Origin of the sequence: Halomonas halocynthiae DSM 14573 (assembly GCF_000425725.1) — a bacterium.
GTDB classification, from domain to species: Bacteria; Pseudomonadota; Gammaproteobacteria; order Pseudomonadales; family Halomonadaceae; genus Halomonas; species Halomonas halocynthiae.
In genome coordinates, this window is sequence record NZ_KE384439.1 from 381,230 (window position 1) to 400,092 (window position 18,863).

Consider the following 18,863-nt stretch of genomic DNA (forward strand, 5'->3'; position numbering starts at 1 on the left):
TTACGGTGGGTAGACCGGAACAAGGGAGAGCCGAGACATGGATCTCGATATCGTTGAGCTGTCGCGACTGCAGTTTGCGCTGACGGCGATGTATCACTTCCTTTTCGTACCACTGACGTTGGGTCTGTCAGTGATTGTTGCGATTATGGAAACCGTCTATGTTATGACGCGCCGAGTCATTTGGCGTCAAATGACCAAGTTCTGGGGCACGCTGTTTGGCATTAACTTTGCCATTGGTGTTGCTACCGGTATTACCATGGAATTCCAGTTTGGTATGAACTGGTCGTATTACAGTCACTATGTTGGAGATATTTTCGGGGCCCCGCTGGCAATTGAAGGGCTGATGGCTTTTTTCCTTGAGGCGACATTTGTTGGGCTGTTCTTCTTTGGTTGGGACAAGTTAAGTCGAATTGGACACTTGGTTGTGACCTGGTTGGTGGCTATTGGTTCCAACTTTTCTGCGCTGTGGATCTTGATTGCTAACGGTTGGATGCAAAACCCTGTGGGAGCTGCGTTTAACCCTGAAACGATGCGCATGGAGATGACTAGCTGGTTTGAGGTGATGTTCAACCCAGTGGCTCAGGCTAAGTTTGTGCATACGGTGTCTGCTGGTTATGTAACGGCGTCTGTATTTGTGTTGGGCGTTTCAGCCTGGTATCTCCTGAAGGGTCGTCATGTCGACCTGGCGCGTCGCTCGATAGCTGTTGCTTGCTCGTTTGGTTTGGCTGCTGCGTTGTCAGTTGTGGTGTTGGGTGATGAGTCTGGTTACTTGACCACACACGACCAGAAAATGAAGATGGCCGCCATGGAGGCCATGTGGGAGACCGAAGAGGCACCGGCATCGTTCACCCTGTTAGGGGTTCCTGATCGAGAAGCCCGTGAAACGAAATACGCCATTCATATCCCTTATGTTATGGGGCTGATAGGCACCCGCTCGCTGGATACGCCGATAGAAGGCATCAAAGAGCTGCTGCAAGAGTCTGAGCAACGTATTCGCTCGGGTATCGTTGCTTATGATGCACTGATGACAATTCGCGAGGATCGGGGAGAAAGCAGTCCTGAAGTACGTGACACGTTTGAGGAGCACGGGGGTAACTTAGGGTATGCCTATTTGTTGAAGCGTTATGTAGATGATCCGCGTGAGGCGACAGAAGCGCAGATTGCTCAGGCGACAGATGATACGTTACCTGAAGTATTTCCGCTGTTTTGGGCGTTCCGCATCATGGTTGGACTGGGCTTTGGTTTTATCATCATGATGGCTTACTTTTTCTGGCGTACCAGCTTTCGTGGTCGTGATTATCCGCGTTGGGCGTTGCGTTTGGCGGTCATCATTATTCCAGCTCCCTGGATTGCGGCTGAGCTGGGGTGGTTTGTTGCGGAATATGGCCGTCAGCCATGGACAGTCGATGGCGTGTTACCAACTGCGCTATCCGTCAGCCACTTATCAATTGGTGATGTGCTCTTTACGCTGGCGGGCTTTATGCTCTTCTACACCGTGCTATTTATCGTAGAGATGGGGCTGATGTTGAAGTACATCCGTCAGGGGCCAGTTGAAGATGTTAAAGAAACTGACGTTTGGATGGAGCAGCATAAGCGCCGTCTGAGTCGTCCGGACGATAACAGTCACCTTGCGTCTGCGGAGTAACGGCTATGATTTTACATGAACTCATTGGTTACGACGTCCTGCGTGTCATCTGGTGGTTGCTGTTAGGCATCCTGCTGATCGCCTTTGCGATGACCGATGGATTTGATATGGGGGTTGGGGCGCTGTTGCCCTTTGTTGGCAAGACGGATATCGAGCGCCGTGTTGTTATCAATACCATTGGCCCAGTATGGGAAGGGAATCAGGTGTGGTTCATCCTGGGGGGCGGTGCCATCTTTGCCGCTTGGCCGCCGTTGTATGCGGCTAGCTTCTCTGGGTTTTACCTTGCAATGTTCCTGGTATTGGCGGCGCTAATCCTGCGTCCGGTAGCGTTTAAGTATCGCTCCAAGCGTGACTCAGTTGTTTGGCGAACCTCCTGGGATTGGGCGCTGTTTGTGGGTGGCGCCTTGCCAGCACTGTTATTTGGTGTTGCCGTGGGCAATGTGTTGTTAGGCGTACCCTTTGAGTTAACGCCTGACTTGTTCACACTCTACCATGGCACCATGCTGGGTAAGCTGGTCGGTTTGCTACGGCCTTTTGCGCTACTGGCTGGCGTTGTGTCGCTGATGATGCTGATCACGCACGGTGCTGCCTGGCTATCGTTTAAGGCGGAAGGAGCAGTGGCATCGCGTGCGCGTGCTATCGGTAGCGTGACAGGTCTAGTGACAATCGTTGGCTTTGTGCTTGCTGGCCTTTGGCTGATGTTCGGTATTGAAGGGTATCAGCTGGTTAATGCACCTGAGCCTAATGGCCCGTCTAACCCGTTACTGACTGAAGTAGCGCGTACCGCTAGCTGGCTGGACAGCTATTCTGAGCGCCCTTGGGCGGTAGCAGGCCCAGTGCTTGGGTTGATCGGCATGATTATGACCGTGATCGGTCTGCGTGCTGGTCGTGAGGGCTCTACGCTGTTGTGGTCTAAGCTAGGCATTTTGGGTGCCATTTCTTCAGTTGGTATGTTGATGTTCCCATTCTTTATGCCGTCGTCTATTAGCCCTGACTCATCGTTGACCGTGTGGGACAGCTCATCGTCTCACCTGACGCTGTTTGTCATGTTGTTTGCAACTGCCATTTTCTTGCCGCTGATCCTGGTTTATACCGCTTGGGTGTACAAGGTGTTGTGGGGCAAGGTGACGGAAACCGATGTCACTGATGGTCACAGCTATTAAGGAGGTAGAACATGTGGTATTTCGCTTGGATGTTGGGTCTTCCCTTGGCAGCAGTGTTTGCCGTTGTTAACGCCATGTGGCTTGAAATTCAGCACGACCGCGTACTGGAAGGCGATGAGGAAAGTACGCGTGCAGATCGTGACGCATTTTGATATCCGCATGGCGAGAGTGACGAGATAGAAAAAGAGTGGTGCGGTAATTCGCGCTGCGAACCGTAACGCAGACAGGTCGTCAGGATGTGGAATGCACATTTTGTCGGCCTGTTTACTATTGTGGCTAAACGTCACGGAGCCTATAGCGATAAAACCTCGCCTATTAACTTAAGGAAGTGTTGTGAAAATAAAGATGCTGAAATTAACTGCTGCTATCGTTACGTTATCAGTGATGACTGGTTGCGCCTCTATCGTTGGTGAAAGAGAGCAGTCAGTAACAATCAGTAGCAGTCCAAGTAATGCTAGTGTGATGATTACCGATGAGCGTCGGGACGAAGTCTATTCTGGAACGACACCTACCACGGTACAATTGCGTAAGTCCGATGGCAGCTATTTTGGTGGGAAGACATACACAGTCGAGCTTTCTAAAGAGGGTTATGACAACCGCTCGGTGATAATCAACTCTAGGCCTAATGGTTGGTATATCGGCGGCAACCTGGTCTTTGGTGGGCTGATTGGTTGGTTTATTGTCGATCCGCTGACTGGTGCTATGTATAACCTTACGCCGAACTCTATTAATGCAACACTTGGAGAAAAAGTAGTCACGACAGAAGATGGCGGCTCCGAAATTACACTGGTATTGATCGAAGACGTGCCTGCAGAAATGCGCAATAAAATGAAATACATCGGCCAGATGTAACTTGTTTTAGCGCAAGCACCGCCTCAGCGCGGAGCTTTGTTTTTTTAGGGTAGGTTTGAGGAGGAGTGAAACAGCAGCCGGATGAGTTGAAGGTAGCGTGTCGGCGATAGCTTCCCAGCGTTTTACTCAGCACAAAACAAAAAGCCGCCGCTCGGCATGACCCGTAAGCGGCGGCTTTTTATGAATATTTTGGTCGGAACGACAGGATTCGAACCTGCGACCTTTGCAACCCCATTGCAACGCGCTACCAAGCTGCGCCACGTTCCGACATGCTTTCGGTGCTGAACCCTTGGGTTCGTACTGCCCGATAACGAGGCGTATACTAGCGCGTTGAGTGAGAAAATAAAACCCTTCTTTGCGGTTTTATTTCAACTGCTTGGGGCGTCATAGGCGCTGAGTTGCTTTGAGTACTGTTATTAAGGATGTTGTGATGCCACTGATACTGGGGATGAGCGTATTACTCGGTTGCCAGATGCTGGGTGAGTTGCTGACACGGTTACTTTCTGCGCCGATACCGGGGCCAGTATTTGGCATGGTGATTCTGTTGCTCGGGTTATTGGTTCGTGGGCGGGTGCCAAATAGTTTGCGTACGGCGTCAGAAGGGCTGCTGGGGTACCTGACGCTACTGTTTGTTCCTGCTGGGGTGGGGTTGATTATTCATGGGCGGCTGATTGGTGATGACTGGTTAGCTATTGCAGTGACGCTAGTCGTGTCTACGATGTTGACCGTTGTTGTTACGGCGCTGGTGTTGTCTTATTTTCAGAAAAACCAGGGCGAAAACAACGACGTGGTTGATAAATTGGGAGAGTGTGATAAATGAAAGTGGCTGCTCTGGACCAGCTGTGGGTGTATTTGTCGGGCAATCCTCTCTTATCGCTATTGGTGACTTTGCTCGCATTTTTATTGTCGGTGCGGATCAATAAGTTGGCAGGTGGCACGCCAGTGCTGCACCCAGTGATATTAAGTATTGCGATGTTGATTGCTTTTTTGTTGCTAGTGGATATGGACTACGCCACGTATTTTGAGGGTGCCCAGTTTATTCACTTTCTATTGGGGCCAGCCACTGTCGCGTTGGCGGTGCCGTTATACGACCATCGTGAGCGGGTTCGCAGCATGCTTGTTCCACTGGTGCTTGCCTGTCTGGCTGGGATTTTTACGGCGGTATTAACCACCGTCGGTATGGCGCTGGTGATGGGGGCGCAGCGTGCGACGGTGCTGTCATTGGCGCCGCGATCGGTGACTTCGCCAATTGCTATGGGCGTTGCTGAACAGGTCGGTGGCATCCCGTCGTTGGCAGCGGGTCTTGTGCTGTTGACTGGTGCTGTGGGATGTGTCGTAGGGCCGCTATTGTTCAAGATTTTTAAAATCAAGGACCCTGCGGTTAAAGGGTTTACGCTGGGTCTGGCGGCTCATGGTATCGGTACTGCACATTCTTTTGCTCAGATTGGTGCTATTGCCGGGGCATTCTCTGGTCTGGCTATGGGGTTGACGGGTCTATTAACGGCGTTCTTATTGCCCATGATTATTAAACTGGTAGGGCTTTGATGCGTCCGCGCAGAGCGCGTATTTCTGTGTGTGTTTGGTCTGAGCTTTAAGCCACAGCGTCACATGTGGTGACACTGTGGCTTTATGATGTTGAATTTACCAGACTAGCAAAATCAAGCCATAGCTCATTAGGGTGACCAGTACGGTGCTCATCAGGTTGAGGGCAAAGCCCGCGCGGATCATTGATTGAATTTTCATTTGCCCAGTAGCAAATACGATGGCGTTGGGTGGCGTAGCGACTGGCATCATAAAGGCGCAGCTGGCAGCAATAGCGGCCGGCACGGCGATCAGTAGCGGTGAAATGCCCAGCGACAAGGCAAGCGCGCCAAGCAAAGGAAGAAAGGCTGCGGCTGTTGCGGTGTTAGATGTCACCTCGGTGAGAAATATGATGACTAGTACCACCATGCCTATCATCAGCAGCAACGGGAAGGCGGCAAGCATGCCAAGTTGTTCTGCGATCCACTCGGCAAGTCCTGACTTGGTGATGGCGCCGGCCAAGGCGAGTCCGCCACCAAACAGCAGCAGGATGCCCCATGGTAGGTCGTGTGTATCGCCCCAGCTAAGTAGGCGGTTGCCGTTACCGTCTCCTGAGGGCGTGAGAAATAGCAGGATGCCCGCTATGATGGCAATACCAGTGTCGGAGAGCCAGTCGATACCCATGTCATTAAGTAGCGGACGTATTATCCAGCTGATGGCGGCGAGTAAAAAAATCATTCCGACGCGGCGTTCTGCTGATGATATGCGGCCAAGCTTCGCCAGCTCATCGCGAATCAGTGTGGCGCTGTCTTCGGCGGCCTCAAGGGCAAACCCTTTACGTGTTAACCACCACCATGCCACTACCATCATGGCCATGCTGATTGGTACGCCGATCAGCATCCATTGGGCAAAGCCAAGATCGATGCCACGACTATCTGACAGGTAGGCGGCTAATAAGGCATTAGGGGGCGTGCCAATCAACGTTGCTACGCCTCCGATACTGGCAGAGTAAGCAATGGCGAGTAATAGGGCGGTGGCATAGCGCCGACGGGCCTCAGGGTCGCCATTTTCAATCAGGCTGATAACTGACATGCCAATGGGTAGCATCATAATGGCTGTGGCGGTATTTGATACCCACATGCTAAGGAAGCCAGTGGCTATCATGAATCCCGCAATTTGGCGACGTGGCTCCTGACCTACCACTCGTAATACCATAAGAGCAATGCGTCGGTGTAGGTTCCAGCGCTGCATCCCAATACCTAGCAAAAAACCACCGAGAAACAGGTAGATGATGGGGTGTGCATAGTTGGAGGCGACGCTTTTGATATCGCTGATCGCCAGTGCAGGTGCTGCCGCCATTGGCAGAAGTGATGTGACGGGGATGGGAATGGCCTCGGTAGACCACCAAGTGGCCATTAGTAGAGCCAAGCCAACGCAGTACCAAGCTGTTTCGGGCATGCTCCCAGGAGGAGGGATTACAAGAGTCATGAGTAGGAATGCTGGGCCAAGCCAGAGTCCGATGCGCGCTGCCGTTGATGCCGGAGCAGCTGTCTGCGGTTCTCGAGAGTGAGACATGAGTTCTCCCATTCAGGTAAATAATTGCGTAGAGCTGCTAATGGATATGACAGGTGGTTGCCCCTGCACAACACAAAGAGAATGCCCCTGTGCAGTGACTTGCTGGGGGTGTTTGGGCGCCTGGCGGCGGCAGTATAAAATATCTGTAAATTTTTAGAATAGGTATTGTTATGTCAAATAGTTTAGCGATGATTCTTCTGGGTGTCGCCTTGCTGGTAACCGCAGGTTTGGCTGGGTATGCGTTCCTTCTGTGGCGAGAAGTTGGAAAGCGTAAAGCGTTTCGTTACGACGAAGACAGAAGGGCAGTACAGAATAGCTTGGAGAACCTAGAGCTGGTGGCCTCAGCTCTACTTCAGGACCAAGTGGGTATTACAGAGGCTGCCTGGCGCTGTCGAACACTGTTTGATATCATCGAGTCAGGATTGGTTGATGAGCCAGAATTCAAGGCATTTGCAATTGTTCATGCGCGAACTCAGCACTTGCACAGCCACTCTGCGCGTATGGCATTAACAGCAGCTCAGCGGCGAAAGGAAGACCAAGAGCGGCTGGAAGTGGAGGGTGAGATGCGCGAACCTGTGCTCGCTTCGGCTAAGGCAGCGTTGGATTTTGTCGCTAAAAAAAGGCGGCCGTAAAAGGCAGCTAGGGCGAATACCTTAAAACGTTGTAAAAGTTCCATGTTTTATTGCATCATTTGTTAGAATTCGGCAAGCTTGGTACGATGCTGCGGAAGATTAGGAATGCTGAGTAGCCTGAATCATTTTGCGGTGTTATCAGCTTATCTGGTGTTCGAGTGTTTTTAACAGTGGGTGTGTGGTGTTCGTTCCAGGTGCCTGCGCTGAATGCTCGAATATACTGTTTCACTGGATGGCATCTACGAATTTGCCCATGCCAGAGTTATGTTAAGAAGGAGTCTTACATGAAGAAATCTACAACAGGCCTGTTGATCGGTTCTGCTCTGGCAGTAGGCCTTACCGGCTGTGCCAGCTCGGCCTCTCAGTCCTCAGCTGCTGACAGCTCTTCTTCTGCGCGGTCTTGGTACCAGCATCCCGCCGTTTGTGGTGTTGCTGGTGGTTTGATCGGTGGTGGTATTGGCTATGCAACCAGCTCATCAAGCGATGAAGAGCGCGGCGGTGCGGTGGGTGCAACTGCCGGTGCCGCTATAGGTGCGCTGCTGTGTGCCGAGCCGAAGAAAGCCGTTCCTGCGCCTGAGTACAAAGACACCGATGGTGATGGCGTTACTGACAACATCGATGAGTGCCCCGGAACTCCGGCGGGCGTTGCCGTTGATGCTGTGGGTTGCCCGTTGGATTCTGACGGTGATGGCGTGCCAGACTATCAGGACCAGTGCCCCGGAACCCCTGCAGGCGCCACGGTTAACGCTCTGGGCTGTGTAGACAACATGGTTCTGCGTGACGTCAACTTTGAGTTTGACTCCGATCGTCTGACGCCAGAAGCCCAGCAAATCTTGCTGAGCGTGGCTGAGAAACTGCGTGCTAACCAAGGCGTTCGTGTTCGCATCGAAGGGTACACTGACTCTGTTGGTAACGCGGCTTACAACAAGCGCTTATCAAAAGCACGTGCTGACTCTGTTGCTGCCTTCTTGGCGTCTCAGGGTGTTTCTGGCCAGCGCATGACCACCATGGGCTTCGGTGCAGAAAACCCCATCGCGTCTAATCAGACAAAAGAAGGTCGCGCTCTGAACCGTCGCGTAGAAATGGGCGAGTGGAAATAAGATTTCCTGTGTCTTTTTGTTTCGCTGATGCGAGGCGATAAGCACAAAGCTTGCACCAAAAAAGGCGCCTACGGGCGCCTTTCTGTTTTTCTATTTATCTTGTGTGGCGACAATAGCGTTAATAGTCGCTTTTCTGGTAGAATGACCACGGATCTTTTATCGCCTATGGCGTTATGTAAGTCATCTAAGGCGACCCCCAACGACGACATGTGATCCCTGGTATGGATCACCACTGCGTACAAGGAATAATTTTTACATGCCCATCGTGACACTGCCTGACGGCAGCCAAAGAGAGTTTGATAACCCGATTTCCATTATGCATCTGGCTGAAAGTATTGGCCCAGGCTTGGCAAAAGCCTGCGTCGCCGGTCGCATCGATGGGGTGTTAGTGGATGCCGCTGATATTATTGAGCGTGATGCCAAGGTGGCAATCATTACTGCACGTGATGAAGAAGGGGTGGAAATTATCCGCCATTCTTGTGCTCACCTTATTGGTCATGCGGTCAAGCAGCTATACCCTGATGCTAAGATGGCTATTGGTCCGGTTATTACCGATGGCTTTTATTATGATATTGAGTTTGGGCGCTCTGTTACACCTGATGATTTGGAAGCCATAGAAGCGCGCATGAAAGCGCTGATTGATAGTGGCTACGATGTGACGCGTGAATATGTTGATCGCGATAAAGCAATGCTGACTTTTTTACATCGTGAAGAGCCCTATAAGCAGGAAATTGTGCGAGAAATTCCTGAAGGGGAGACAATTCGCCTTTACCATCATCAGGAATACACGGACATGTGTCGCGGTCCTCATGTTCCTAATACGCGACATCTGAAGGCATTCAAGTTAACTAAAATGGCTGGCGCTTATTGGCGCGGCGATGCTAATAATGCCATGTTAACTCGAATTTACGGTACGGCTTGGGCTGACAAAAAGCAGCTTAAGGGGTATCTCAAGCGTCTTGAAGAAGCCGAAAAGCGTGACCATCGTAAATTGGCGCGCCGTATGGATCTCTTCCACCTGCAGGAAGAAGCACCAGGAATGGTGTTTTGGCATCCTAATGGCTGGACTATGTATCAGGCGCTTGAGCAATATATGCGCCGTATACAGATCGAAAATGGCTATCAGGAAATCAAGACGCCTCAGGTTGTTGATTTGTCGCTATGGAAGGCTTCGGGGCACTGGGAGCATTATAGTGAGCTGATGTTCACTACCGAGTCTGAGAAGCGAGAGTATGCTGTTAAACCGATGAATTGCCCCTGCCATGTTCAGGTGTTTAATCAAGGGTTACGCAGCTATCGTGACTTGCCTTTGCGCTTAGCAGAGTTTGGAAGTTGCCACCGTAATGAGCCTTCTGGCTCACTGCATGGTTTGATGCGTGTACGCGGTTTTACCCAAGATGATGCGCATATTTTCTGCACTGAAAAGCAGATTCAGCCTGAGGCTGAAGACTTTATTGCGTTGACGTTGAAAGTGTACAAAGAGTTGGGCTTTGACGATGTTGAGCTTAAGCTTTCGACTCGGCCAGATGATTTTCTCGGCGAGCCTGACGTGTGGGATCGTGCTGAAGCGGGCCTTGAGGCTGCATTGAACACCACAGGACATGCGTGGGAGCTACAGCCGGGTGAGGGGGCATTTTATGGACCGAAAATCGAGTTTTCACTGCGTGACTGCCTGAATCGAGTGTGGCAGTGCGGTACGCTGCAGCTGGATTTCAACCTGCCTGGACGTCTTGATGCGCAATTTGTCGATGAAGACGGTGCCCGCAAGACGCCAGTTATGTTGCATCGTGCTATTCTGGGGTCCTTCGAGCGTTTCTTGGGGATTTTGATTGAGCACTATGCCGGTGCTATGCCGTTATGGCTGGCCCCTCAGCAAGCTGTCATACTTAACATCACTGACGCTCAGCGTGAATATTCGCTCGCAATTGAGTCGCGGATGCAAAAACTTGGCTTTAGAGCTAAAGCAGACTTGAGAAACGAGAAGATCGGCTTTAAGATCCGCGAGCACACCTTGCAAAAGGTCCCTTATCTCCTGGTGGTGGGAGATAAGGAAGTCGAAGCTGACTCAGTCGCTGTGCGTACGCGTACTGGTGAAGACCTCGGCACTATGTCGATCGATGATTTTATTGAGCGCATTCAGGCCGAGTGCAAGTAACGACATCGTCCAACTGAATTGGAGACGGAACCATCAAGAGAAGCAATCCGAGAGGTCGTACGCAAGATAAGCGGCCCCCAATGAACGAGCGCATTATCGAGGATCAGGTACGCCTGATTGGCAGTGACGGTGAACAGCTGGGGGTTGTCGATACAACTGACGCCCTGGAGCGTGCTGAAGCTGAGGATATGGACCTCGTACAGATTTCTAATGCCGATCCAATCGTCTGTAAGATAATGGATTATGGCAAGTTCGTCTTTGAGCAGAAAAAGCAGAAGGCGGTACAGAAGAAAAAGCAGAAGCAAATTCAGGTCAAGGAAGTCAAATTCCGACCTGGCACCGACGAGGGTGACTATCAGGTTAAAATGAAAAACCTGATACGTTTCCTTGAAGGTGGCGATAAGGGCAAAGTGACACTGCGTTTTCGCGGGCGTGAAATGGCTCATCAGGACCTCGGTCGTAAGCTGATGGAGCGTATCGCCGCTGATCTTGAAGAGATTGGTACCGTGGAATCCTTCCCGAAAATGGAAGGTCGGCAGATGATCATGATTATTGCCCCAAAGAAGAAGTGATCCGACGGCGTTGTTAACGAGTGGCTGGCACAGCGGTGCCAGTCACTGGCCTTGGGTTTTCTCAATAACCTCGAGCGGAGTTCATCTCATGCCGAAAATCAAGAGTAACAGTGGCGCAGGCAAGCGCTTCAAGAAGACGGGGAATGGCTTTAAGCATAAGCAGTCATTTCGCAGTCACATCCTGACAAAAAAGTCGACCAAGCGGAAGCGTCAGCTGCGTGGTATGAAACAGATACATGATGCAGACAAGCAGCTCATTGAACGGATGCTTCCGTATCTGTAACCCCTTGGAACACACTTTTTTGTCAGGAGTTAAGCTATGACTCGAGTCAAGCGCGGTGTCGTCGCTCGTCGTCGTCACAAGAAGATCCTTAAGCAAGCCAAGGGTTACTACGGTGCCCGTTCACGCGTATTTCGCGTTGCTAAGCAGGCGGTTATCAAGGCAGGTCAGTATGCCTATCGTGACCGTCGCCAGCGTAAGCGTCAGTTCCGTGCCCTGTGGATCCAGCGTATCAACGCAGGTGCGCGTCAGCACGGCATGTCTTACAGCCGCTTTGTTGGTGGTCTGAAGAAGGCAGGTATCGAGATTGACCGTAAGGTACTGGCGGACCTGGCTGTTCACGAGAAAGCGGCTTTTGCCGCGATTGTCGAGAAAGCTAAGGCTGCTGCTGCCCAGTAAGTCAAGGTGAGCGTATGTGTGTCTGCACGAGATGCTGACACAGATAACGATCGCAGCAGGGGAAGAGCAGCCGCTCTTCCCCTGTTTTTTTTCGACTATAGGCATTTTCTGACTTAGGTTGGCAGAAAGGCTGAGTGCCTGTTGTCATTGTTTTTGGTTACCTTTTTGCCTGGTTGCATGGTGCCGCACTTTTTGCATGAGGCGGTGCATTGCCAGCCCATTATTCTGAATTCGGAGCATCAACGGATGGAGCATCTTCCCACCCTGGTCAGTAAGGCGCGTCAAGCCATTGACGCCGCCGAAGATATCGCGGCTCTCGATCATGTTCGCGTGCACTATCTCGGTAAGAAGGGCGAGATTACAGCGTTGCTCAAAGGGCTTGGCCGTTTGTCGGCAGAAGAACGCCCTGCTGCTGGTGAGCAGATTAACCAGGCAAAACAACAGCTTTTTCAGTTGATTGAGGCGCGCAAGACGTCTCTTGAAACAGCTGCGCTGGCTCAGCGGCTGGCTGCAGAGCGTATTGATGTGACCTTGCCTGGCCGCCATCAGTTAGATGGTGGCTTGCATCCGGTAATGCGCACGTTGGAACGTATCGAAGCGTTGTTTACACGGATTGGTTTTGACGTAGCAACGGGCCCCGAAATTGAAGATGACTACCACAATTTCGAAGCGCTCAATATTCCGGCTCACCACCCGGCTCGCGGCATGGCGGATACGTTTTACTTCGATGCGTCTCGGCTGTTGCGTACCCATACGTCGCCCGTGCAAGTGCGCACCATGGAAACACAGTCACCACCGATCCGTATTGTCTGCCCAGGGCGGGTTTACCGTAGCGATTCTGATCTGACCCATACGCCGATGTTTCATCAGGTAGAAGGGTTGCTGGTCGATGAGAACGTCAGCTTTGCTGACCTCAAGGGAACCGTTGAGGATTTTCTGCAGGCCTTTTTTGAGCGCGATGACCTCTCTGTACGTTTTCGGCCATCATACTTTCCCTTTACCGAGCCGTCGGCAGAAGTAGATATTCAGTGTGTGATGTGTGCTGGCGAAGGTTGCCGAGTCTGTTCGCATACTGGCTGGATTGAAGTGCTTGGTTGCGGCATGGTGCATCCTGCCGTGTTTAATCATGTTGGTATCGATACTGAGCGCTATACCGGTTTTGCCTTTGGTATGGGGGCTGAACGCCTGGCGATGCTGCGCTATGGCGTTAATGACTTGCGGCTGTTCTTCGACAACGACCTGCGCTTTCTGCGCCAGTTCGCCTGATCGTTTGCCAGGTTAAGTACAGCGAATAAGCACAGACAGGAGTTGTCATGAAAGTTTCTGAGCAGTGGTTGCGTGAGTGGGTATCTCCCGCCTTGAGTACTCAAGCATTGGCCGACCAAGTGACCATGGCTGGCCTTGAGATTGACGGTATTGAGCCTGTGGCTGCGGCGTTTAGCGGGGTCGTGGTAGCTAAGGTGTTGGCGTGTGTTCCTCACCCTGACGCAGATAAACTGCGTCTGTGCCAAGTGGATGACGGAAGCGGTGAGCCAGTTCAGGTGGTGTGTGGAGCGCCTAACGTGGCAGCGGGGCAAACAATTGCCTTTGCTCGCGTTGGTGCCGTGTTGCCTGGTGATTTCAAGATTAAGAAGGCCAAATTGCGCGGAGCGGAATCTCGCGGAATGATCTGCTCTGCGTCAGAGTTGGGGCTTGAGGAGGACACGTCCGAGGGCATTCTTGTCTTGTCAGAGACGGCCCCGTTAGGCGAAGACTTTCGTGACTGGATGAAGCTCGACGACCATACGCTCGAGCTCGATCTAACGCCAAATCGTGGAGATTGTCTCAGCCTGAAAGGCCTGGCTCGGGAGGTTGGGGTCTTAAACCGCCAAACGGTAGTGGCACCCGTTATTGAGGCCGTGGAGGCGACGCACTCAGAAAGCTTTGATGTTCGCGTTGAAGATAGCGAAAGCTGTCCTTGTTACGTTGGTCGTGTGATCAAAGGGGTCGACGTTACCGCAGAAACACCGTTGTGGATGGTTGAGCGTCTGCGTCGCAGCGGTATTCGTTCTATTGATCCCGTGGTGGACGTGACTAATTATGTCATGCTGGAGTTGGGTCAGCCGTTACACGCATTCGATCTAGCGAATCTTAATGGCGCAGTGGTCGTGCGGCGAGCCCGCTCCGGTGAGCGATTGATACTGCTGGATGGGCAAGAGCTTTCGCTGGACGAGTCCACACTAGTGATTGCCGATGAACAGAGCCCTCTGGCTATTGCTGGCGTTATGGGGGGAGAGTCTTCAGGCGTTAACACGTCTACCTGTGATGTGTTTCTGGAGGCGGCTCATTTCTCGCCACTGCCTATTGCGAGCCAAGCTCGCCAGCATGGTTTGCATACTGATGCTTCGCACCGCTTTGAGCGCGGTGTCGATCCTGGGCTACCTCGCTTGGCAGCCGAGCGTGCTACCGCGTTGCTGGTCGAGATTACCGGCGGCCAGCCAGGCCCGTTGGTTGAGGCAGGAGAAATCGCCCAGCCACTTGATGAGCAACGCATAATGTTGCGTCGTGCACGTTTGGATCAAGCTCTGAGTAAGGTGATTAATAGTGGTGAGGTAGTCGAAATTTTAGAACGCCTTGGTATGGCTGTCGAAAGTGAGGCGGCGGGTTGGCATGTGAGTGTGCCGAGCTGGCGTTTTGATGTTGCTATCGAAGAAGATTTGATCGAAGAAATTGCACGTATTCATGGGTATAACCAGCTGCCCTCGAATCGCCCTCAGGCAAGCCTGAGCTTCAAGCGCGATGATGAGGCGATTACGCCGGTTGGCTTACTGCGTCGACAAATGGCTGCGCGAGGCTACTTTGAGGCGGTAACTTACAGTTTTGTTGCCCCAGAGCTGCAGAGCACGTTGCTTCCAGATGTGTTGTCACCGGTCTTGGCGAACCCCATTTCCAGTGACTTGTCTGTGATGCGTGCCAGCTTGTTTCCAGGGTTGATACGAGCACTGCAGCATAACCTGAACCGTCAGCAAGCACGCGTTCGCTTGTTTGAAACAGGCTTGGTATTCCAAGGAACACTAGACGCGTTGGATCAGGTATCGATGTTCGGTGGTTTGGCATGTGGTTCTTGCGAAGCTGAAGGCTGGAGCAGTGTTAATTCGCCGGTCGATTTTTTTGATGTAAAGGGTGACTTGGAAAGTCTATTGGCGATGGGTGGCAGCCTTGACGCATGGCGCTTTGAAGCCGCGGAGCATTCGGCACTACACCCAGGCCAGTGCGCACGCTTGCTTTATCATGGTGAGGAAGCTGGCTGGATTGGCACATTGCACCCCGCGGTGCGTGCTGAGCTTGGCTTAAAGAGCGATGCTGTATTGTTCGAAGTGCAGCTTGATAAGCTCATGGCTGGGCAAGTGCCAGCGTTTAATCCCTTGTCGCGCTTTCCTGAAGTGCGTCGCGACCTAGCCTTTTTGGTCGAGACGTCCTGTTCTGTTCAAGCGCTACTGGATCTGGCGAGAGAAGGTGGTGGCGAATGGCTTGCACAGGCGCACCTTTTTGACGTCTACCAAGGCAAAGGTGTTGCTGAGGGCTATAAAAGTGTTGCGCTAGGCTTGACCTGGCAGCATCCTTCACGCACGCTGAATGACGAAGAGATCAACCCGCTAGTTGATACTATTGTTGAAAAATCTCGGCAGGAGCTAGGAGCCAGCCTGCGAGCGTAGCCGCCCGTCGGCGAGGAATAAACCATCAGCGCGAGGAATGCGATATGGGTGCCTTGACCAAGGCCGAGTTGGCCGAACATCTGTATGAAGAGCTTGGCCTGAGTAAGCGAGAGGCGAAAAGCATGGTGGAGTTCTTTTTTGAAGAAATCCGTGCTGCGTTACGCGAAAACGAGCAGGTTAAGCTATCGGGCTTTGGCAACTTTGACTTGCGTGACAAAAGCGAGCGGCCTGGCCGCAACCCGAAAACAGGTGAAGAAATTCCAATCTCGGCGCGTCGAGTCGTGACATTCCGCCCCGGCCAGAAATTAAAACGCTTGGTCGAGAGTCAAGGCACTGTGTCTGATTGACGGTTTGTGAATGGGGGCTCAAGATGCCGATGTTGCTTGATAGCAGCATCGGCATCTTATTGAAAGAGAGGTGCTTGTCTCGTTCAAATGACCTGGGCTTCCAGTAGCCAGGTAATAACTACTTTGAGTACATAGCCCAGCATACCGGCTCCGAGTACAACAAATAACATGATGGTGCCAAATCGTCCGGCTTTGGATTTCTTTGCTAGATCCCAGATAATGAAGCACATGAAAAGGATCAGACCGCCAATCATGATCGGTGTGATCCAGGCTTCGAAGGTCTGTACCATAATGCCTCCGTGTTATGTGTTAGGTGGGGATGTATAATGCCTGACTATTGTACTAGGTTATTAGCACGCGAGACATTGCTTTCTGTCGCATTCCATCATAATGACGACTCATGTTTTCCCGTATCCGCGCTGTTACAGCCGATGAAACGTATTAATAATTGATTGAAATACTTAGGTAAACTTGCGACATGTCCTTAGTGAAAATATTTGTTGGTACTATGTATGGTGGCGCACTGGATGTTGCTGAACAGGTGCAGCCATTGTTTGAAAACGCCGGTTATGACGTCGTGGTTTTTGATCAGCCGACGCTGGCTGATTTGTTGGACACGCCGACTGAGCTGGCGTTGTTCTGTACTTCGACGACGGGCTCTGGAGACTTTCCCGGTAACCTAACTGCGATGCTGCATGATCTGCAAAAGATGAGCCCATCGCTTGTTGGTTTACGTTATGGATTGATTGCGCTGGGTGATAGCTCTTATGTTGATTCGTTTTGTGGGGCGGGTCGCGCACTAGATGAGTTATTGCAAGGGTTTGGTGCTCAACGCCTGGGCGAGCGGCTGGAAATTGATGCAATGGAAACTTTCATGGCAGATGACGTAGCAATTCCTTGGGTGGAGAGCTGGATTGTTGACCAGCAGTTGAGCGTAGCATGAGCCTCAGTCAGCAGCTATCGGCGTCTGCCGAGCGTACCAGCCTGATGACAGGACTGGTCCTGGTCATTCTGTGTAATGTGCCGCGCTTTATGGTGGGAGGGTATGAGACGCGTTTGATATTGGCTGTGGCTTTTGCGGTGGCTGTGGCTATTGCGGGAGCTTTTCAGTGGCGTCAGCTGTCGATAGTGTCTCGCAAGCGCGTGCCAATGTTGGTTAAGCGGCTACTTGGCTGTTTTGTTGGCGGTATCGCGGCCATTGGCCTGATGTATTGGTTTAGTGGTGGCTGGATAGGCTGGGAGCTGTGGCTTGCCTACGGCACCGGCACTGGGCTGATAGGTTTTGCGCTGTGGGTGTGGTGGATGCCCCAGCCTGACTGATGTGTCAGTGGCGGATTGAAAAAGCCGTTTGCTGGGGCGAGTCTGTATCAGACTAGGGTATAGCAAGGTGTGTAGTCGCCTTCAAGCTTCATTCGGCCTTGTGCGACAAATGACGTCAGCAGTGCATCTAGCCGCTGCATAAGATCTGGCTCAGCATGCAGTGGAAAGGGGCCGTGGGCTTCAATTAAGCGTATACCACGCTCCTTGACGTTACCGGCCACAATGCCTGAAAAGGCCCGTCGTAGATTAGCGGCCAGCTCATGGGCCGGCTGGTTACGGTGCAAGGCGAGTGCGCCCATAGTTTCGTGAGTTGGATCAAACGGCTCTTGAAAATCGCGCGCAATGGTCAGCCGCCAGTTGTAATAGAAAGCGTCCTTGCGAGAGATACGGTAGGCCATAACGCGGTCCACACCGCTGCGAACAAACCGTGCAACCTCAACGGGATCATCGATGATGATGTGGTAGTGTTGGCGGACTTCCTCGCCTAGGCTGTAGACCAGAAATTCATCGATACGCTGAAAGTATTCCGCTGATTCGCGCAACCCGGTAAATATTACCGGCAACTCCATGTCGGCGTTGTCTGGGTGCATAAGAATGCCCAGTAAATAAAGGATTTCTTCTGCTGTGCCAACACCGCCAGGGAAGACGATAATGGCATGGCCAAGACGTACGAAGGCTTCTAAGCGTTTTTCAATATCTGGCATTACTACCAGTTCATTGACAATTGGGTTTGGTGCCTCAGCGGCGATGATGCCTGGTTCTGATACACCTAGGTAGCGGCCATTACTACGGCGCTGTTTTGCGTGAGCGACATTGGCTCCTTTCATGGGGCCCTTCATGGCACCTGGGCCACAGCCTGTGCAGATATCCAGTTCTCGTAGCCCGAACTGATAACCAATGGCTTTAGAGTAGTCGTACTCTTCCCGGCTAATGGAGTGGCCACCCCAGCAAACGACAAGGCTTGGGTCGCGATTCGCTTGCAGTGTTCCTGCCTTGCGTAATATATGGAATACGGCGTTGGTGGTGCCTTCTTGCGTTTTTAGGTTGAAGCGATCGTGACCTTGGATCTCGTTATAGACATAGACAATATCGCGCAGCACGGAGGATAAGTGCTCACGAATGCCGCGGATCATCTGGCCGTCGACAAAGGCTTCTGCAGGTGCATTGGTTAGCGTCAGGCGCACGCCGCGGTCTTGTTGATGCACTTCAATATCAAAGTCTGGGTACGCCTCAAGTAGTGCTAGGCCGCTATCACTAGGTTTGCTTGAGCTCAGTACTGCCAGTGCACAGCTACGTAGCACAGCATGCAGGCCGCTACGCGAGGTATCATGTAAGCGGTTGACCTCATGCTTGGAAAGAATCTCAAGACTGCCTTCGGGGGAAATTGTGGTGGAGAGCGTGTTGGCCATTCAGTGATTCCGTATCAATGGGTCTGATTAACCGAACAGGCAGGGAGGCTGGTCGGTAGGTATCCCGATGCTACCATGCCACCAGCAGAGTCACAGCGTCGCTGCTGTTTACAAACGAGTTTTGACCTTTTACTGCTCTGAAGAACGGTCACTCTTGGCTGCCACCTTCCGGTAGCGGGCCAGTCCTTTGAAAAAACT

20 protein-coding genes and 1 tRNA gene are annotated in these 18,863 nt (G+C 52.0%); 17 read left to right on the forward strand and 4 right to left on the reverse strand.

The window, feature by feature from the left end; all coding sequences use genetic code 11:
- Nucleotides 1-37: 37 nt before the first annotated feature.
- The 4 genes from H616_RS0107340 (at nt 38) to H616_RS0107355 (ending at nt 3,660) form a co-directional block, all read left to right on the forward strand.
- A complete protein-coding gene (locus tag H616_RS0107340; protein ID WP_027966783.1) occupies nt 38-1,645 on the forward strand; it encodes a cytochrome ubiquinol oxidase subunit I in 1,608 nt (535 codons plus the stop codon).
- A 5-nt stretch (nt 1,646-1,650) separates the two neighbouring features.
- A complete protein-coding gene (gene cydB, locus H616_RS0107345) occupies nt 1,651-2,808 on the forward strand; it encodes a cytochrome d ubiquinol oxidase subunit II (RefSeq protein ID WP_027966784.1) in 1,158 nt (385 codons plus the stop codon).
- 11 nt (nt 2,809-2,819) lie between these two features.
- Nucleotides 2,820-2,960: a cytochrome bd-I oxidase subunit CydX gene (gene cydX, locus H616_RS15395; protein ID WP_084155771.1), complete on the forward strand. Its 141-nt coding sequence runs from the start codon at nt 2,820-2,822 to the stop codon at nt 2,958-2,960.
- Between the two features lie 181 nt (nt 2,961-3,141).
- Nucleotides 3,142-3,660, forward strand: a complete 519-nt coding sequence (locus H616_RS0107355; RefSeq protein WP_240470546.1) for a PEGA domain-containing protein — start codon at nt 3,142-3,144, stop codon at nt 3,658-3,660.
- A 190-nt stretch (nt 3,661-3,850) separates the two neighbouring features.
- Here the strand turns inward: H616_RS0107355 and H616_RS0107360 are convergent.
- Nucleotides 3,851-3,927 (reverse strand) — tRNA-Pro (locus H616_RS0107360).
- 163 nt (nt 3,928-4,090) lie between these two features.
- Between H616_RS0107360 and H616_RS14445 the strand changes: the two genes are divergently transcribed.
- Both H616_RS14445 and H616_RS0107370 read left to right on the forward strand, forming a co-directional pair.
- A complete protein-coding gene (locus tag H616_RS14445; RefSeq protein WP_051234069.1) occupies nt 4,091-4,480 on the forward strand; it encodes a CidA/LrgA family protein in 390 nt (129 codons plus the stop codon).
- A complete protein-coding gene (locus H616_RS0107370) occupies nt 4,477-5,205 on the forward strand; it encodes an LrgB family protein (RefSeq protein WP_027966786.1) in 729 nt (242 codons plus the stop codon). The genes H616_RS14445 and H616_RS0107370 overlap by 4 nt, the downstream gene beginning before the upstream one ends.
- Before the next feature lie 96 nt (nt 5,206-5,301).
- On the opposite strand, the gene H616_RS0107375 is transcribed toward H616_RS0107370, so the two are convergent.
- Entirely contained in the window at nt 5,302-6,756 is a 1,455-nt protein-coding gene (locus H616_RS0107375; protein ID WP_027966787.1) for an SLC13 family permease, read from the reverse strand.
- A 170-nt stretch (nt 6,757-6,926) separates the two neighbouring features.
- On the opposite strand from H616_RS0107375, the gene H616_RS0107380 reads away from it, so the two are divergent.
- From H616_RS0107380 to ihfA, 9 genes are all read left to right on the forward strand, one after another.
- Entirely contained in the window at nt 6,927-7,388 is a 462-nt protein-coding gene (locus tag H616_RS0107380; protein WP_027966788.1) for a DUF2489 domain-containing protein, read from the forward strand.
- Between the two features lie 284 nt (nt 7,389-7,672).
- Entirely contained in the window at nt 7,673-8,488 is an 816-nt protein-coding gene (locus H616_RS0107385) for an OmpA family protein (RefSeq protein WP_027966789.1), read from the forward strand.
- A 256-nt stretch (nt 8,489-8,744) separates the two neighbouring features.
- Nucleotides 8,745-10,643 carry a threonine--tRNA ligase gene (thrS, locus tag H616_RS0107390; protein WP_027966790.1) on the forward strand — a complete coding sequence of 633 codons (1,899 nt, stop codon included), beginning with the start codon at nt 8,745-8,747 and terminating at the stop codon, nt 10,641-10,643.
- Nucleotides 10,644-10,675: 32 nt separating this feature from the next.
- Entirely contained in the window at nt 10,676-11,215 is a 540-nt protein-coding gene (infC, locus tag H616_RS0107395) for a translation initiation factor IF-3 (RefSeq protein ID WP_276195416.1), read from the forward strand.
- Nucleotides 11,216-11,303: 88 nt separating this feature from the next.
- Nucleotides 11,304-11,498, forward strand: a complete 195-nt coding sequence (rpmI, locus tag H616_RS0107400) for a 50S ribosomal protein L35 (RefSeq protein WP_027966792.1) — start codon at nt 11,304-11,306, stop codon at nt 11,496-11,498.
- A gap of 36 nt (nt 11,499-11,534) precedes the next feature.
- A complete protein-coding gene (gene rplT, locus H616_RS0107405) occupies nt 11,535-11,894 on the forward strand; it encodes a 50S ribosomal protein L20 (RefSeq protein WP_027966793.1) in 360 nt (119 codons plus the stop codon).
- A gap of 246 nt (nt 11,895-12,140) precedes the next feature.
- On the forward strand, nt 12,141-13,160 hold the full coding sequence (gene pheS / locus H616_RS0107410) for a phenylalanine--tRNA ligase subunit alpha (protein WP_027966794.1): 1,020 nt from the start codon (nt 12,141-12,143) through the stop codon (nt 13,158-13,160).
- Between the two features lie 47 nt (nt 13,161-13,207).
- Complete coding sequence (gene pheT, locus H616_RS0107415) at nt 13,208-15,589, forward strand: phenylalanine--tRNA ligase subunit beta (protein ID WP_027966795.1); 2,382 nt, start codon at nt 13,208-13,210, stop codon at nt 15,587-15,589.
- Nucleotides 15,590-15,633: 44 nt separating this feature from the next.
- Nucleotides 15,634-15,936 (forward strand): integration host factor subunit alpha, encoded by a 303-nt coding sequence (gene ihfA / locus H616_RS0107420; RefSeq protein WP_027966796.1) that lies wholly within the window; start codon nt 15,634-15,636, stop codon nt 15,934-15,936.
- Between the two features lie 83 nt (nt 15,937-16,019).
- Here ihfA and H616_RS0107425 read toward each other — a convergent pair whose 3' ends face one another.
- Nucleotides 16,020-16,226 carry a DUF2788 domain-containing protein gene (locus H616_RS0107425; protein ID WP_027966797.1) on the reverse strand — a complete coding sequence of 69 codons (207 nt, stop codon included), beginning with the start codon at nt 16,224-16,226 and terminating at the stop codon, nt 16,020-16,022.
- A gap of 188 nt (nt 16,227-16,414) precedes the next feature.
- Between H616_RS0107425 and H616_RS0107430 the strand changes: the two genes are divergently transcribed.
- Complete coding sequence (locus tag H616_RS0107430; RefSeq protein ID WP_027966798.1) at nt 16,415-16,879, forward strand: flavodoxin; 465 nt, start codon at nt 16,415-16,417, stop codon at nt 16,877-16,879.
- Nucleotides 16,876-17,256, forward strand: a complete 381-nt coding sequence (locus H616_RS0107435; RefSeq protein WP_027966799.1) for a hypothetical protein — start codon at nt 16,876-16,878, stop codon at nt 17,254-17,256. Before H616_RS0107430 ends, H616_RS0107435 begins: the two co-directional genes overlap by 4 nt.
- Before the next feature lie 47 nt (nt 17,257-17,303).
- Here H616_RS0107435 and ppnN read toward each other — a convergent pair whose 3' ends face one another.
- Complete coding sequence (gene ppnN / locus H616_RS0107440; RefSeq protein WP_027966800.1) at nt 17,304-18,665, reverse strand: nucleotide 5'-monophosphate nucleosidase PpnN; 1,362 nt, start codon at nt 18,663-18,665, stop codon at nt 17,304-17,306.
- Between the last annotated feature and the right edge of the window lie 198 nt (nt 18,666-18,863).